The sequence below is a fragment of the Candidatus Dormiibacterota bacterium genome (assembly GCA_035532035.1).
Taxonomy (GTDB): Bacteria; Vulcanimicrobiota; Vulcanimicrobiia; order Vulcanimicrobiales; family Vulcanimicrobiaceae; genus Tyrphobacter.
In genome coordinates this window covers 32,112-46,663 of sequence record DATKRS010000032.1, presented here as the reverse complement: position 1 = coordinate 46,663, position 14,552 = coordinate 32,112, and the positions used below count along the sequence as shown (strand labels likewise).

Genomic DNA, 14,552 nt, shown 5'->3' with positions numbered 1-14,552 from the left:
GGAAGCGCTGTGGTCATGACGGCGATGACGTACGGGGCGCCGTCGGCGTACACGATGCCGACGTCGTCGAGCGTGTCGAAGAGACTGCCGGTCTTGTGCGCGACGAGCACGTCGTCGGGCAGCGGTTGCGGCAGGAGCGTGTTGATCTCGTCGTCCTCGAGAATCGAGACCATCTCGTTCGACGACCAGGCGTCGACGAGTTTGCGCTCCGCCATCAGCGCGAGCAGATGTACCATATCTGCGGGCGAGCTGCGCAGCTGGCTGCGAATCGCCCAGCCGTCCGTGCGGATGTAGTTCGTGAGATACGTATGATGCAGGCCGAGCCGGCGCATGTCGCGATTGATGTGCTGCCTACCGACGAGGCGAATGAGCATGTTCGCGGCGGTGTTGTCGCTGACGTCGATCATCCGCGAGAGCAAGGCGGCGACGGAGTACGCGCTACCGGCCGGCTCGTCGCAGAGATCTCCGGAGCCGTTATCTTTGTCGCTCGCTCGTAACACGACGCGATGCTCGAGCGAGAAGTCGCCGCGCTCGAGCTGCTTGAACACCTCGACCATGACCGCAACTTTGATCGTCGACGCGGCCGGCATCGAGGCGCCGGCGTTGTAACCGGCAACCAAACCGCTCGAGAGGTCCATTACCTCGAACGCCGTCTCTGCGGGAAGATGCGAAGCAAGGTGCCGGATCTCGGCGCGCATCTGGCGTAAGGGCTCTGGTGCGGCGCTCGCTGCAAGCGGCATCAGCACGATCGCGCAGATCGCGACAATGGCAAAGCGAAAGGCGCTGCTACGCCGACCGGACGCCACGATGCTCGGATTGTAGCACACCGTCGCAACGGCGGACTAGAGTCAAGCGCCCCAACCCACGTTCGGATTGGGTCAATACGGCACGCCGTCCGAGGCGGGAGCGCGCACGCGGCCCGTGATGCCCGCGAGCGCGACGAGCGCTGCGACGTACGGAAGCGCGGAGAGCGCGTCGGCGGGCAGCCACGCGAAGCGGCCCTGCAGTACGTCCTGAAGGGCTTCGAAGAAGCCGAAGACGATTGCGGCGCCCATTGCCCCGAGCGGCGTCCAGCGGCCGAAGATCACCGCTGCAAGCGCTATGAAGCCGCGACCGGCGGTCATGCCGTCTGAGTAGATCGAAAGCTCGCCGATGGATAGGAACGCGCCGCCGAGTCCCGCGAGCGCGCCGCTCGCGGTTACGGCCAGCAGGCGAAAGCGCAACGGATCGAGTCCCGCGGATTTGACGGCGAGCGGGTTTTCGCCGGTCGCGCGCACGCGCAAGCCCCACGGCGTGCGGTAGAGTACCCAATGCAGCGCGATCGCAAGCGCAAACGCCAAGGCGATCAGGATTGCTTCGCCGAGGTTCATGTTCAGATGGGGAATGTTGATGCCACCGAGCGGCGGCACCGTCCTCGATGCGCCCGGCTGATTGAAGATGAGCACGAGCCCGTACGCAGCGCCTCCCGCGCAGATGAGGTTGATGCCGGTGCCGGCGACGATTTGATCGACTTTGAATTTCGTCGCCGCGATTGCCAGCACGAGACCGACGAAGGCGCCTGCGGCAACGCCGGCGACCAGTCCCACGACGCCGTCGTTTGCAAAATACGACGCGACGACTGCGGCGAACGCGCCGGCGGCCATCATGCCCTCTAGGCCGATGTTGATGACGCCCGAGCGTTCCGAAATCACGCCGCCGAGTGCGGCGTAGATGATCGGCGCCGACTTCACCAGCGTCAGCAGCAAGAGCGTCAATAGCAGCTCCGTCATACGCTCGCCGCAGCCTCCGCAACCCGCTCGCTGCGTTGCGCGACGTAGCGGCGCGCCGCCAGCACGAGGATGATCAGCCCTTCGATGACGTGGATCGCGTCCTTGGGGACCTGCGCGCTCGCCTGCATCGCGAGGCCTCCGGCTTCGAGAATGCCGAAGAGAAACGAGGCAAAGCACACTTTTATCGGATCGAGATCGCCGACGAGCGCGACGGCGATTGCGATGAAGCCGTACCCCGGCGAGAGCTGCGTGTTGAAGCGGTGCAGCTCGCCCGTGACGATCGTCGCGCCGCCGACGCCGGCGATCGCACCCGAGATCGCGAGCGCGAGCCACGTCAAGCGCGGCAGGTTCACGCCGTTGCGGCGCGCCGCTTCCGGCGCTTCACCGGCGGCGCGCAAATCGTACCCGAACACCGTGCGCGCGAAGAGGAACTGCAGAGCGACGGCGATCGCGGCGGCGAGAAGCAATGCGATCGACAGGCGCGTGTGTGGGAGCAGCGTCGGCAGCCAATAGCTCGCCGGCAGCCACGCCGTCTCGGCACCCGTCGCCGCGGGCCCCTTGAGCGGACCGCTAACGAGATAGAGCGTGACGTACTGCGCAACGAAGTTGAGCATCAGCGTCGAGATAATCTCGCTTGCATGCAGCTTCGCCTTCATCCACCCTGCGATCGCGCCCCAGAGCCCGCCGCCGACCGCGCCCAGCGCGAGCATGACGACGATGGCCGCGAACGGCGGCATGACGAATGCCGCGCCTGCGGCGCCGGCCAGCATCCCGCCTACGAGCAGTTGTCCTTCGGCTCCGATGTTGAACAGCCCGGCGCGGAACGCGAATGCAACGCCGAGCGACGGGAAGAGCAGTGCGGTCGTGGCGACGAGCGTTTCGCCGAGCTGACTGCGCCCGCCGAGAGAGCCGAGAATCAGCGCGCGAAAGCCGTCGATCGGGCTCGTGCCGGCAATCATCATTGCGATCGACATCAGCACGACGACGAGCGCGACGGCGCCGAACGGGCCGGACAGGAATGCGATAGCGCGCTTCATCGAGACCCCGCCATGAGGCGACCGATGACGCCGCGGTCGACGCTCGCGCGGTCGAACTCACCGGCGATCTCTCCGCGATACATAACGATCACGCGGTCGGCCAGCGCGAGGATCTCGTCCAGGTCGAAGGAGATGAGCAGCACCGCCGTACCGGCGTTACGCGCTTCGATGAGCCGCGACTGAACGAGTGCGGCGGCGCCCACGTCGATGCCTCGCGTCGGGTTGTAGGCCAGCACGAACGGCGGCCCGTCGATGAGCGCGCGCCCGACGAGCAGCTTCTGCTGGTTTCCGCCGGAGAGAGTGCGCACTTTCACGTCGAGCGACGCGGCGCGAACGTCGAAGCGTTCGACGATTGCGCGCGCGTCGCTTCGCGCGCGCGCCTTGTCGAGGAAGGCCCCGTGGCGAACGCCGGGGCGGTTTTGACGTCCGAGAATCGCGTTCTCGACGACCGTGAAGTTCAAGATCAGGCCTTCGACGTGCCGGTCCTGCGGAATGACCCCCATCGCTGCCCGCGTCTTTGCCGGAGTGCGGGATGCGAGCCGCACGGTACCGCGATACGGAATCATTCCGGCGATGGCGTCGGCGAGCGCAGTCTGCCCGTTGCCCTCGACCCCGGCGATCCCCACGATCTCTCCCGCGCGAACGTCGAGTGAGATATCGCTTGCGCCGCCGACTGCCGTACCGGCACGCAGCCCTTCAACGCAGAGACACGGTTCGAGCGTCGTCTGCTTTCGCTGGGCGACCTTCGGAAGTTCTCCGCCCACCATCGCTTGCGCGATCTCGTCGATGCTCGTGCCTTCGGTTTGCATCGCCGCGACGATCTTCCCGTGGCGCATCACGCTGACGCGCGCGCTGTACGAGATAACCTCCTGGAGTTTGTGCGTGACGATCAAAACCGACGTGCCGCGCCGCGCGAGCGCGACGATGGTCGCAAAGAACCCCTCGATCTCCGCCGGAGCGAGCGCCGCCGTCGGCTCGTCGAGCAGTAGTACCGTGGGTTCGCGCTCCAGCTCGCGCAGCAGCTCTACCCGCTGCTGAACGCCGATGGGCAGCTGGTCGACGAACGCGTCCGGGTCGACGATCAAGTTGTTTGCCGCGGCGAGGTCGCGGACGCGCGCGCGCGCCGCAGCAGCATCGACGCGCCAGCCGCGGCGCGGCTCGCGACCGAGCAAGACGTTCTGCCAGACGCGCAGCCTGCCGACGAGCTCGAAGTGCTGGTGAACGAGCCCGACGCTGCCGTGCGCTTCGACCGTTCCGGCGTCCTGCCGCAGCTCGCCGAACGCGATGGCGGCGAGCGTCGACTTTCCCGCGCCGTTCTCGCCGACGAGCGCGTGTATCTCGCCCGCGAAGAGATCCAGGTCGACGCCGTCGACGGCGACGACGCCCGGAAAGGCTTTGCGAATGCCCCGCAGCCGCAGTACCGGCGCCGTCATGGCAGCGGCACCCGGCGGAACGTGGCTTCGCCTGCGCGCGTGTACGGCGGCGATATCCTGCCGTCTTCGATGGCGCGCTCGATGCGCGCGAGACGGGCGAGTCGCGTAGGACCGATGGCTGCCTTCGTGTATCGAAAATCCGTGAGACCGATCGCGTGTTGCTTGAGGCCGAGCACGAGATGGCCGGTTAACGGATGTCCGCTTTGAATGGCTTTGGCGACGTCGAAGACCGCGACGTTCACTTTCTTGACCATCGACGTGAGAATTTTTCCCGGTGCGAGCCCGTCTTGGTCCGAGTCGACGCCGATGACGTAGTCGCCGGTGCGCTGCTTCACCGAATCGATGGCACCGAGCGTCGCCTTGCCGGCGGCCGCATAGACGATGTCGGCGCCGTCGTCGAAGAGAAGATCCGTCAGCTCTTTGCCGGCTGCGACGTCGTCGAAGCTGCCGACGTACTTGACGTCGACGCGCGTGCGCGGATCGACCTCGTGCGCGCCCGCGACGAACCCAGCCTCGAATTTCTCCAGCAGCGGAATGTCTTGGCCGCCGAGAAACGCGATGTGATGGGTTCGCGACACCATGGCCGCGAGCGCTCCCGCGAGGAACGATCCGTCCTCCTCTTTGAACGTCACGGAGACGACGTTCGGATCTGGAACCACCGCATCGATGATCGCATAGTGCTGCGACGGATTGGCTTGCGCGACTTCGTCCAGATCGCGGCTCATGAGAAATCCGATTGCGTAGATCATGTCGAAATGCAGGTTCGAAAGCGCGCTCAAGTTCGGTTGGTAATCGGCGGCGGAGCGCGACTGCAGAACCTGGATGTACGCACCGAGCCGTGCCTGCGACGCGAGCAACCCGCGGTACGCGGAGTCGTTGAAGGATCGGTCGCCGAGGCCTCCCACGTCGGTGACCATACCGAGCGTGAGTTGTCCGGGCCTCGGGCCGCGATGATGCCAGGCGCAACTCGGAAGAACGAGAGCGGCGGCGAGGGCTGCAAACAGCAACCGCGACGGAGGCATTCCCGCCGAAGTACGTCCGCAATGCGCCCGACGCCTGCGGGAGAATGGGGCAGGGGAGAGTAACCGCGTTGCATGAGCGTGCCAGATCTGCGCCGCGGCCCGCCGCGCCGCTGGAGTGAGTCGCTCGGTCAGATTCGCTGGCTGCCAAGGCTCATCGACAAGGCGCGGGCGGCGATCGACGGCAAGCTGGGCGACTACTTCTACGGCCAGAGCCCGATGGATCGCGCGCTGTTGCGAGAGCTCCGGATAGGGCATCGCGAGTTCGCACGAATCGTCTCGAACGCGCCGGCCGACGGCGACGTTCTCGCGGCTCTGCAGGCGCGCTCGCCCGAAGGCGTTCGCGCCGCGCGCATCTGGAGCGACGCGCTCGTGCGCCGGCAGGCGCCCTTTCTCTTCGTCATCGACCTCGACGACGGGTATCTCGGCCGCCGCTGGATGCCCGTACGCGTGCCGCTGCGCTGGGGCTCGGCCGCCTTTGCACGGGCGATCAAAGTGCTGTGGCCGTCGCGAGCGGTCGACGGATTGTGAATCGCGTCGACGTCGTCGGCGTGCCGATGGATCTCGGAGCGAGCAGGCGCGGCGTCGATATGGGGCCGTCCGCCGTTCGCTACGCGCGCCTTCACGACCGGCTCACCGCGCTTGGAATACAGCGCGTCGTGGACCACGGCAACCTCTACGTGCCGATCCGCGAGGCGATGCAGAGCGGCGATCAGCAGGTGCGGTATTACGACGTCATCGACGAGGTGTGCGGGCGCCTTGCCGGGGTCGTCGAGCGCGTCGTGCGCGACGGAGGCCTGCCGGTGGTGCTCGGGGGAGATCATTCGATCGCGATGGGGACGCTTGCCGGTCTGCGCGCGGCCTACGAGCGCCCTGCCGGGCTCATCTGGATCGACGCGCACGCGGACATCAACAGCCCGGATAGCTCTCGCACCGGAAACGTGCACGGAATGCCGCTCTGGTTCGCGCTGGAGCGCGGTGACGCGCGTGCCGAGCAAACGGTGCTCATCGGCTTGCGGGACGTCGACGAAGCGGAGAAGCGCATCCTGCGCGAGCGCGGCATTCGCGCGTTCTCCATGACCGAGGTCGATCGCTTCGGAATGGCGCGCGTCATGGAGGAGGCGTTGCGCATCGCGGGCGCGGATGACCGTCCCATGCACGTTTCGTTCGATTTGGACGGCATCGATCCGAGCGAGGCGCCCGGAACCGGCACGCCCGTCAAAGGCGGCCTGAGTTATCGCGAAGGTCACTTGGCGATGGAGATGCTCGCAGAGACCGGCCGTCTGGGCTCCATGGAAATGGTCGAGATCAACCCCATCCTCGACCGATCGAACCAGACGGCGTCGCTCGCCGTGGGCCTCGTCTGCTCGGGACTGGGGAAATCCATCCTATGACGAAAACGGATATCGTGCTCTATCAAGCCGAATGGTGCCCCTACTGCGCGCGCGTGCGATCGGCCATGACCGATCTCTTGCTCGACTACACGATCGTGAACGTTCCGCGCGATCACTCCGAGCGCACGCTCCTGCAAGAGACCTTCGGCACGACCGGGATTCCATCGATGGTCGACGGCGACGTGAAGATCGCCGACGACGACGATGCGATCATCGGCTACGTGCACAAGAAGTACGTGCGTTGAGCGATGCATTGACGGCCGACGAACGGAACTGGGCGATGTTCGCGAACCTCGCCGGCCTCTTCTTGCTTTCACACATCCCGTTCGCTAACATCGTCGCGCCCCTGCTCGTGTATCTCAAAGCCAGAGACCAGCATTGGCCGTTCGCGTTACAGCACGCCCGCGCATCGCTGAATTTTCAGATCACGTTTACGCTGGGCATGATCCTCGGCATCGTGCTGGCCTTCGCGTCATGCGGCGGAGCGGTCATCGCGCTCGTCGCGGAAGGAAATCGTATCGAAAGCGCCGGCCCTCCCTTCGCGTTCTTGTTCTGGCTCTTCGCATGGATCGCGGTGCTGCTCGTCGCTGTGGTCGCCAACGTTATTGCCTGCGTGCTCGGAGCGATCGCCGCATCGAACGGGCGCGCTTTCCACTACCCGGCGATTCGTTTTGTAAGCTGAGCGACCTCGGACGTAGCAGGATGGCGCGCAAGAAGGATGGCGCTGCGTGCGCGCCGCCTAACAAGAATCGGAAGCATCTCACGAGATTGGCGAAGCGGAACGTTGCCGAATCCCATGACAAGCTTCCGCCCTTCCCGGACCGCACGTATGACATCGTCTATGCGGATCCGCCGTGGTTTTACTACGGCAGCCAGATAAAAGATGCCGCCGCGGCAAAGCACTACCCTCTTATGACGCAAGAGGCATTGGCCGCGCTGCCTCTTCGATCGATCATGTCGAAAAGAGCCGCGCTATTTCTGTGGGCGACCGGACCGCGATTGAACTTTGCCGTCGATCTTATCGCGCGTTGGGGACTCCACTATCGTGGCGTTGCCTACGTGTGGGTCAAGGCAAACCGGCAGGGGAAGATCATACGCGGTCAGGGCATTCCGCCAACTTTTACGAAACCGACGACGGAGTTCGTACTGGCTGCGACAACCATGCCTGCCGGTCGCCCCTTTCCACTCCTCGATCTTCGCCAGGGGCAAGTCGTCCTCGAACCGCGGGCGGAGCATAGCCGGAAGCCCGCTGTCTTCCGGAGCCTCATCGGGCAACTCTGTGGTGACCGCACCCGGATAGAACTTTTCGCGCGCGAGGTCTCTCCGGGTTGGGACTGCTGGGGGCCGGAAATCGGCAAGTTCGGCTTACCATAGGCTCGGCCAATGCCGCGCGACGAGCACCGCGACGCCGGCTCCGACGAGCGTCGAGAGGAAGTTCACCGCGTCATTGTCGACCCAAGACAAGCCACGAAACATCGTCGTCGGCGTTCCGCACACGTGCGGGTTCGTTTCGCACGGGCGCGCGCACGCCGGGCACCACCGTAACGCCTGTACGCTCCCGCCGAGGACCGAGTCGAAGAGGCTTCCCACCACGCCCGCGATCGCGACCGGCCAGAAGGGTGTGAGGTGTACCGCGTATCCGACATATGCGACGAAGGCGGCGCCGCCGAGCTGCGCGATCGTTCCCGGAACGGAGACGCCTCCTGAGATTCCGCTCGAGATCGGCCGAAACGTCAGCACGCTGCGCGCTCGCCGCGCGAGCGTTCCGATCTCCGTCGCCCACGTATCCGCGGTTGCTGCCGCAAGTGCGGCGGCGAAGGCGAGAAGCAATGGCGCGGCGAGGAACGGCGAGAGCGCCAGGCACGCTGCGGCGACGCCTCCGTTCGCGAGGACCTGCCGCGCGTCGCGCGCCCCCTGTTTGCCCCAGTCGACGAGCCCGCGTTTACGGCGCACGCCGATGCGCGAGAGCAGTGACGCGCTGATGAAAAACGCGAGCAGCACTGCTGCTGCCGGCCATCCGCCGATGGCAAAGACGATCGTTCCTATCGCGAACGCGGCGACGGCGCCGCTCGGAGAGAGCGCGCGAAAGGCGTAGGCGAGGGAGGCGATCGCGAACGAAGCGACCGCGGCGAGAGCGATTTGCGTCATGCCGGCGTCGTGAGGCGAGACGCGATCGCAGCGAGCATGTCCTCGGCGCTAAACGCGTGCGGGGTTGCGTCGACGTGCAAGCCGATGCCGCGCGCTTCGTCCGCGGTAACGGGTCCGATACACGCTACGATCTTGTCGCGTGCGGCCTCGGCGGCCGCCGCGCTACCGCCGAGGAGAGCCGCGAATCCGCGCACCGTGCTTGGGCTCGTGAAGGTGAGCACGTCGGCGCGCGCGACCTTCGACGCAAACTCCGGATCGTTGACGAACGCCGTCTTGTAGGCAGCGACGGCGACGGGAAGGCGGCCGTTCTCCTCGAGGACGCTGCGCACCACGTCACGCCCTTCCTGCGCGGCATAGATGAGGACGCGGTCGCCGGGAGCGGTTCGTGCGAGGAGATCGCGCGCGACGTCCTCGCTCGTCGAGTGCTCGGACGTCAGATCGGCGATCAAACCGAGCTCGTGCAATCGATGTGCGGTCTTTGCACCGATCGCCGCCACTTTTGCCCGAGCCAGCGCGCGCACGTCTTTTCCGCGCTCGCGAAGCCGGTCGAAGAATGCCTCCGCTCCGTAGCGGGAGAGAAAGACGATCCACGCGTACTGCGCGGCCTCTTCGACCGCGCGAAGCGCGGGCTGCACGTCGTCGGGCGGGCCGATCTCGATCGTGGGTGCGACGATCGGCTCCATTCCCGCTGAAAGAAGAAGCCGCGCAGAGTGCGAGGCTTCGCGACCGGGGCGCGTGATCAGCACGCGCTTGCCGAAGAGCGCGCCTCGATCGTACCATTGCAGCCGCTCGCGCAGAGCGACGACCTTGCCGACAACGAGGACGGCCGGGGCGCGCAGCCCCGCGTCGCGCGCCCTCTGCGCAATCATCTCCAGGGTCGCGACGACGCTGCGCTGCGTCGGGCGCGTCCCGTTGGCAATCACCGCCGCGGGTGTCGCGGGGTCGAGGCCCGCTGCCTGAAGCCGCGCGGCAATGCTCTCGAGGGTATCGAGACCCATGAGAAAGACGAGCGTGTCGCTCGCGCCGGCGAGGCGCGTCCAGTCGATCGCGGACTCGTCCTTCTGCGGGTCCTCATGCCCCGTTGCGACGACAAACGACGACGCCAGGCCGCGGCGCGTCACGGGAATTCCCGCGTACGCCGGTACGGCAATCGCCGACGTGACCCCCGGTACGATCGCAAACGCGATGCCGGCGTCGCGCAGGCTCTCCGCCTCTTCCGCTCCGCGTCCGAAGACGAACGGATCTCCGCCCTTGAGCCGCACGACGACCTTCCCCTCGCGTGCCTTGCGCGCCATGAGCGTCTCGATCTCGTTCTGGCTCACCGCATGATCGCCGCCGCGTTTTCCGACGTAGATGCGCTCGCACGTGGGAGGCGCAAACGCGAGGACCGCATCGGAGACGAGTGCGTCGTAGAGGACGACGTCGGCCGCGCGCAGCGCGTGCACCGCTCCGAGCGTCAATAGCTCCGGATCGCCGGGCCCCGCGCCGACGAGCGCGACGCGTCCGCTCACCGCGGGAGCTTCGTCTCTCCGAGCTCCGCGATGCTTTCCGCCAGGTTCAACTCGAATAGCTCGTCGAGGACGCGAACGTGCGAGAGCACCTCGGCGTCATTTGCGGTCGCCTTCTCGCGGATATTGGAAATGGCGGAGTGGAGCAGCTTCGAAACGATCGTCATCGACATGCCGGTGACGAGCGCGCGCTCGCGCTCGCTCAGCTCCGGGCAGCGCAGGAACAGACGATCGAGCTCCGCCACGCGGATCGACTCGGCTTTTTGCGTCAGCGAAGCGATCGCCGGCAGCGCAACGCGCGAGCGGTACCAGCGCAGAAAACGCTCCAGGTAACGCGCGATCAGGCGCTCCACGTCGGGGATGGCATCCCTGCGAATCTCGAGCCGCTCCTCGATCACCGGCCGTAGGCCATCGACGTCGATGAGGCGGACGCCCGCAAGCGTCGCAACCTCGGGATCCACGTCGCGCGGTACGGCAAGATCGATGACGAGCAATCTTCGCTCTCCCACCGTTTCGCGCTCGAGCTCGTCCTTCGTCAGTATGAAGTGCGATGCACCGGTGGAGGTAAAGAGGATATCGGCATGCGCCAACGCCTTCAGGAGCTCCGGCATTTCGAGCGCTTCGCCGAACGCAATCTCCTCCACGAGCTCGCGAGCATGCGACAGAGTGCGATTTACGACGACGACGCGCGCAACACCCTCGGCGCGCAGACGCCGCAGCGCCGTACGCCCCATCTTTCCGGCGCCGGCGATCACGACGGAGGCTCCCGCCAACGTTCCCCGGTGCGCGCGCGCGGCCTCGATCGCAGCCGTTGCCAGCGACAGTGATTCGCCGCCGATGCGCGTCGTGGAGCGCGCCATCTTCCCCGCGCGCAATGCTTCGCGGAAGAGCCGGTGCAGCGTCGTGCCGATCGCCTCGGCGCGCTGCGCCTGCACGTACGCGTCCTTCACTTGGCCGAGAATCTCCGCTTCTCCGATCAACATCGAATCCAAGCCGGTCGCGACGCGCAGCAGATGCTCCGCCGCCTCGGCCCCGAGCAGCGTGTAGAGATACGATTCGAGATCGTACTCGAGATCGGCATGCCGAAAATGTTGGAGAAACGACTTCAGCTGTGCTGCGCCCGATTCGTAGTCGTCGACGTCGGCATAGAACTCGAGCCGCCCGCAAGTCTGCAGCATCGCCGCTTCGCGGATCGTGCCGTAATCGCGAAGCGCGGCGAGCGTCTCCGCCATACGTGAGGGCGGGAAGGCATGGCGCTCTCGCACCTCGAGAGGCGCCGTTCGATGAGAGAGGCCAAGGCAGATCAGCGGCATCGTGCAGGGATCATGCTTCTTCGACGGTCGGCAGAGTTCCGATCGTCAGGCGATGGGTGAGAATAGAGAGTTCGCCCGCAAGATCGATGTTGCGGACGATAACGGGCGCGCGCTCGCTCGCGGGGAGGTGCAGGGTCGTCGGAGCGAAGTTGAGGATCGCGCGAACGCCGAGCGCTGCAAGGCATTCGGCGACTTCCTCCGCCGCCTCCGCCGGGACGGCGATCACGCCGATCTCGCAGCCGCAGGAGCGCAGAACGCGCGGCGCCTCGGCGATATCGTGAACGAGCACCCCCTGCCATACCTGACCGATGACGTTTGCAGAGGTATCGAAGACGGCGACGACGTGGAAACGCTTCTCGCGCGCGGAGATGAAGGTTGCGAACGCATGACCGAGGTAGCCGAAGCCGACGATCGCGATGCGCCAATCGTTCTCGAGCCCCAGCACCCAGGCGAGCTGCGCCGTCAGCGGCGCTATCGCGTATCCGTGCCCCCGGCGGCCGAGCGCGCCGAGCGCGCAGAGATCCTTGCGAATCTGCGTGGACGCGATCGTGTGGCCGAGAAGTGCTGCCAGATCGTGCGACGTGATCGTCGTCTTTCCGGCCGCCTCCGCCTGACGCAACGCGCGATGGTAGGCGTACAGGCGCGGGATCGAGACGCCGAAGCCTGGCTCGATCACGGTGCGGCCGCCGCGATCGCGCCGAGCGCTTCGTCCGCCGCAGCCAGCGTGCGCTCCACGTCGCGCGTCGTGTGCGCCGTCGACACGAATGCGGCTTCGTACTGTGATGGCGCGAGCAAGACGCCGCGCTCGAGCATGGCGTGGAAATACTTCGCGTACAGGGCCGTGTCGGACGTCATCGCCGACGCGAGGTCGACCACGGGCTCGCGCGTAAAGAAGAGCCCGAACATGGAGCCGGCATGTGCCGTGCGGTGAGGGGCGCCGTGCTTGCGCATGATCTCGGAGAGCCCTTCGGTCAAAAGCCCCGTCATCACTTCGAGTTTGTCGAAAAGCGACGGATCGTCGCGAACCACCTTCAAGGTTGCAATGCCGGCCGCCATTGCAAGCGGATTGCCCGAGAGGGTGCCGGCGTGAAAGACGGGACCGTCGGGGCTCAAATACGCCATGATCTCTTGCCGGCCGCCGAACGCGCCGACGGGAAGACCTCCGCCGATGACCTTTCCGAGCACGGTCAGATCGGGCCGCACGCCGAGGCGCTCTTGCGCGCCGCCGCGCGCAACGCGAAAACCGGTCATCACCTCGTCGAAGATCAGCACGGTGCGCGTTCGCTCGCACGCGGCCTGGACGCGTTCGAGAAAGCCGGGTTTCGGAAGGACGAGCCCCATGTTCCCAGCGTACGGCTCGACGATCACCGCCGCGATTGCGCCCGGGTTCGCTGCGAATGCCGCATCGACGGCGTCGGCGTCATTGTAGGGAACGACGATCGTGTCCGCCGCGGTTCCGCGTGGAACGCCCGGAGAGCTCGGAACGCCGAGCGTCAACGCGCTCGAGCCCGCCGCGATGAGAAATGCATCCGCGGCACCGTGATAGCAGCCGGCGAACTTTATGATCTTTTCGCGCCGCGTGTATCCGCGCGCAAGGCGCACCGCGCTCATCGCCGCTTCGGTGCCGCTCGACGTAAGGCGCACGCGTTCGATCCCCGGCATCATCGAGCAAATCAGCTCGGCGAGCTCCGTCTCTGCCTCGGTCGGCGCGCCGAAGGTGCTACCGCGCGCAACCGCGGCGGTGACTGCCTTCGTCACTGCGGGGTGCGCGTGCCCGAGCAGCAAGGGCCCCCACGAAAGCACGTAGTCGATGTAGGTGTGACCGTCGACGTCGCACACGATCGCACCCGTCCCGCTCTTCATGAAAATCGGCGAGCCGCCGACGGCTTTGAACGCGCGCACGGACGAGTTCACCCCGCCGGCGATGACGTTGCGAGCGCGCGCGAATGACGCGATGGAACGCTCGATCGTCATCGGTTGCGCGATGCCCACGCTTTGGCGAAATAGGTGATGACGAAGTCGGCACCCGCTCGGACGAAGGCCGTCAACGTCTCGTCGATCGCGCGCTCTTCGATCCAGCCGTTTGCGATGGCGGCCACGAGCATCGCGTATTCGCCGCTTACGTTGTACGCGGCGATTGGAACGTCGAAGGCGTCGCGCGCGGCGCGGAGCACGTCGAGATACGGCAGGCCGGGCTTGATCATGATCGCATCGGCGCCCTCCTCGATGTCGAGAGCGATCTCGCGCAGCGCCTCGCGTACGTTCGGGGGATCCATCTGGTAGCTGCGGCGATCGCCGAACTGCGGTGTCGATTCGGCAGCTTCGCGAAACGGTCCGTAGAACGCCGAGGCGTACTTCGCGCTGTATGCGAGGATGGCGGTGTCGCAGAAGCCGTGCGCGTCGAGCGTGCTGCGGATCGCTTCGACGCGCCCGTCCATCATGTCGGACGGAGCGATCACGTCGACGCCGCTGCCGGCATACGTGAGCGCGACTCGCGCCAAGAGCGCGACGGTCGCGTCGTTGTCCACGTTCCCCCGATCGTCGAGCACGCCGCAGTGCCCGTGGTCCGTGTACTCGCAGTTGCAGAGATCGGCGATGACGATCGTCTCCGGGAGCGCGTCCTTGATGGCACGGATCGTGCGCTGCACGATGCCGTCCGGATCGGCGTTGCTCGAACCGGCCGCATCTTTGTGTGCCGGGATTCCGAAGAGCAGCACGGCGGGAACGCCGAGGGACGCGAGCTCCCGAGCCTCCCGCACGGCGCCGGACAGCGTCAGCCGGTCGATGCCGGGCATCGCACCGATCGGTCCGGCATCGGCGTCGCGCTCGACGACGAAGAGGGGCTGGACGAGCTGCTCGACATGTAGGCGATGCTCGCGCACGAGGCTTCGCAGCGCCGGCGTACGCCGCAAACGGCGCAAGCGCATAATG

The 14,552-nt window shown here is 66.2% G+C and carries 16 protein-coding genes; 5 read left to right on the top strand and 11 right to left on the bottom strand.

Annotated features, from left to right (window positions below; all coding sequences use genetic code 11):
* The 5 genes from VMV82_10285 to VMV82_10265 form a co-directional block, all read right to left on the bottom strand.
* Window positions 1–806, bottom strand: an 806-nt coding sequence (locus tag VMV82_10285; GenBank protein ID HUY41943.1) for a serine hydrolase, incomplete at its 3' end; no start/stop codon positions are given.
* Window positions 807–878: 72 nt separating this feature from the next.
* The gene (locus VMV82_10280) at window positions 879–1,769 is read right to left on the bottom strand and encodes an ABC transporter permease (GenBank protein ID HUY41942.1); all 891 of its coding nucleotides are present in this window, start codon (window positions 1,767–1,769) and stop codon (window positions 879–881) included.
* Window positions 1,766–2,806 carry an ABC transporter permease gene (locus tag VMV82_10275; GenBank protein HUY41941.1) on the bottom strand — a complete coding sequence of 347 codons (1,041 nt, stop codon included), beginning with the start codon at window positions 2,804–2,806 and terminating at the stop codon, window positions 1,766–1,768. The genes VMV82_10280 and VMV82_10275 overlap by 4 nt, the downstream gene beginning before the upstream one ends.
* Window positions 2,803–4,239 (bottom strand): ATP-binding cassette domain-containing protein, encoded by a 1,437-nt coding sequence (locus VMV82_10270; protein HUY41940.1) that lies wholly within the window; start codon window positions 4,237–4,239, stop codon window positions 2,803–2,805. Before VMV82_10270 ends, VMV82_10275 begins: the two co-directional genes overlap by 4 nt.
* Window positions 4,236–5,246, bottom strand: a complete 1,011-nt coding sequence (locus tag VMV82_10265; protein ID HUY41939.1) for a BMP family ABC transporter substrate-binding protein — start codon at window positions 5,244–5,246, stop codon at window positions 4,236–4,238. The genes VMV82_10270 and VMV82_10265 overlap by 4 nt, the downstream gene beginning before the upstream one ends.
* A gap of 87 nt (window positions 5,247–5,333) precedes the next feature.
* Here VMV82_10265 and VMV82_10260 point away from each other — a divergent pair, with 87 nt between their 5' ends.
* From VMV82_10260 to VMV82_10240, 5 genes are read left to right on the top strand one after another with little or no spacing between them, the layout of a single operon-like run.
* Window positions 5,334–5,789, top strand: coding sequence for a DUF5069 domain-containing protein (locus VMV82_10260; GenBank protein HUY41938.1), 456 nt, complete (start codon window positions 5,334–5,336; stop codon window positions 5,787–5,789).
* A complete protein-coding gene (gene rocF / locus VMV82_10255; protein ID HUY41937.1) occupies window positions 5,786–6,652 on the top strand; it encodes an arginase in 867 nt (288 codons plus the stop codon). The genes VMV82_10260 and rocF overlap by 4 nt, the downstream gene beginning before the upstream one ends.
* Window positions 6,649–6,897, top strand: coding sequence for a glutathione S-transferase N-terminal domain-containing protein (locus VMV82_10250; GenBank protein ID HUY41936.1), 249 nt, complete (start codon window positions 6,649–6,651; stop codon window positions 6,895–6,897). Before rocF ends, VMV82_10250 begins: the two co-directional genes overlap by 4 nt.
* Entirely contained in the window at window positions 6,894–7,334 is a 441-nt protein-coding gene (locus VMV82_10245; protein ID HUY41935.1) for a DUF4870 domain-containing protein, read from the top strand. Before VMV82_10250 ends, VMV82_10245 begins: the two co-directional genes overlap by 4 nt.
* Before the next feature lie 20 nt (window positions 7,335–7,354).
* Window positions 7,355–8,026 (top strand): MT-A70 family methyltransferase, encoded by a 672-nt coding sequence (locus VMV82_10240; GenBank protein HUY41934.1) that lies wholly within the window; start codon window positions 7,355–7,357, stop codon window positions 8,024–8,026.
* Here VMV82_10240 and VMV82_10235 read toward each other — a convergent pair.
* From VMV82_10235 to hemB, 6 genes are read right to left on the bottom strand one after another with little or no spacing between them, the layout of a single operon-like run.
* Window positions 8,018–8,800: a DUF92 domain-containing protein gene (locus tag VMV82_10235; protein ID HUY41933.1), complete on the bottom strand. Its 783-nt coding sequence runs from the start codon at window positions 8,798–8,800 to the stop codon at window positions 8,018–8,020. The two genes, VMV82_10240 and VMV82_10235, sit on opposite strands and share 9 nt — an antisense overlap.
* A complete protein-coding gene (cobA, locus tag VMV82_10230; protein HUY41932.1) occupies window positions 8,797–10,311 on the bottom strand; it encodes a uroporphyrinogen-III C-methyltransferase in 1,515 nt (504 codons plus the stop codon). The genes VMV82_10235 and cobA overlap by 4 nt, the downstream gene beginning before the upstream one ends.
* Window positions 10,308–11,621: a glutamyl-tRNA reductase gene (gene hemA / locus VMV82_10225; GenBank protein HUY41931.1), complete on the bottom strand. Its 1,314-nt coding sequence runs from the start codon at window positions 11,619–11,621 to the stop codon at window positions 10,308–10,310. Before hemA ends, cobA begins: the two co-directional genes overlap by 4 nt.
* Before the next feature lie 10 nt (window positions 11,622–11,631).
* Window positions 11,632–12,297 carry a redox-sensing transcriptional repressor Rex gene (locus tag VMV82_10220; GenBank protein ID HUY41930.1) on the bottom strand — a complete coding sequence of 222 codons (666 nt, stop codon included), beginning with the start codon at window positions 12,295–12,297 and terminating at the stop codon, window positions 11,632–11,634.
* Window positions 12,294–13,595: a glutamate-1-semialdehyde 2,1-aminomutase gene (hemL, locus tag VMV82_10215; GenBank protein ID HUY41929.1), complete on the bottom strand. Its 1,302-nt coding sequence runs from the start codon at window positions 13,593–13,595 to the stop codon at window positions 12,294–12,296. Before hemL ends, VMV82_10220 begins: the two co-directional genes overlap by 4 nt.
* A complete protein-coding gene (gene hemB, locus VMV82_10210; GenBank protein ID HUY41928.1) occupies window positions 13,592–14,548 on the bottom strand; it encodes a porphobilinogen synthase in 957 nt (318 codons plus the stop codon). Before hemB ends, hemL begins: the two co-directional genes overlap by 4 nt.
* Between the last annotated feature and the right edge of the window lie 4 nt (window positions 14,549–14,552).

Bases quoted from the DNA above. Each gene is read 5' to 3' on its own strand.
- VMV82_10280 (HUY41942.1), bottom strand. From the start codon at position 1,769: ATGACGGAGCTGCTATTGACGCTCTTGCTGCTGACGCTGGTGAAGTCG.
- VMV82_10275 (HUY41941.1), bottom strand. From the start codon at position 2,806: ATGAAGCGCGCTATCGCATTCCTGTCCGGCCCGTTCGGCGCCGTCGCG.
- VMV82_10270 (HUY41940.1), bottom strand. From the start codon at position 4,239: ATGACGGCGCCGGTACTGCGGCTGCGGGGCATTCGCAAAGCCTTTCCG.
- VMV82_10260 (HUY41938.1), top strand. From the start codon at position 5,334: ATGAGCGTGCCAGATCTGCGCCGCGGCCCGCCGCGCCGCTGGAGTGAG.
- VMV82_10250 (HUY41936.1), top strand. From the start codon at position 6,649: ATGACGAAAACGGATATCGTGCTCTATCAAGCCGAATGGTGCCCCTAC.
- VMV82_10240 (HUY41934.1), top strand. From the start codon at position 7,355: ATGGCGCGCAAGAAGGATGGCGCTGCGTGCGCGCCGCCTAACAAGAAT.
- VMV82_10235 (HUY41933.1), bottom strand. From the start codon at position 8,800: ATGACGCAAATCGCTCTCGCCGCGGTCGCTTCGTTCGCGATCGCCTCC.
- hemA (HUY41931.1), bottom strand. From the start codon at position 11,621: ATGCCGCTGATCTGCCTTGGCCTCTCTCATCGAACGGCGCCTCTCGAG.
- hemL (HUY41929.1), bottom strand. From the start codon at position 13,595: ATGACGATCGAGCGTTCCATCGCGTCATTCGCGCGCGCTCGCAACGTC.
- hemB (HUY41928.1), bottom strand. From the start codon at position 14,548: ATGCGCTTGCGCCGTTTGCGGCGTACGCCGGCGCTGCGAAGCCTCGTG.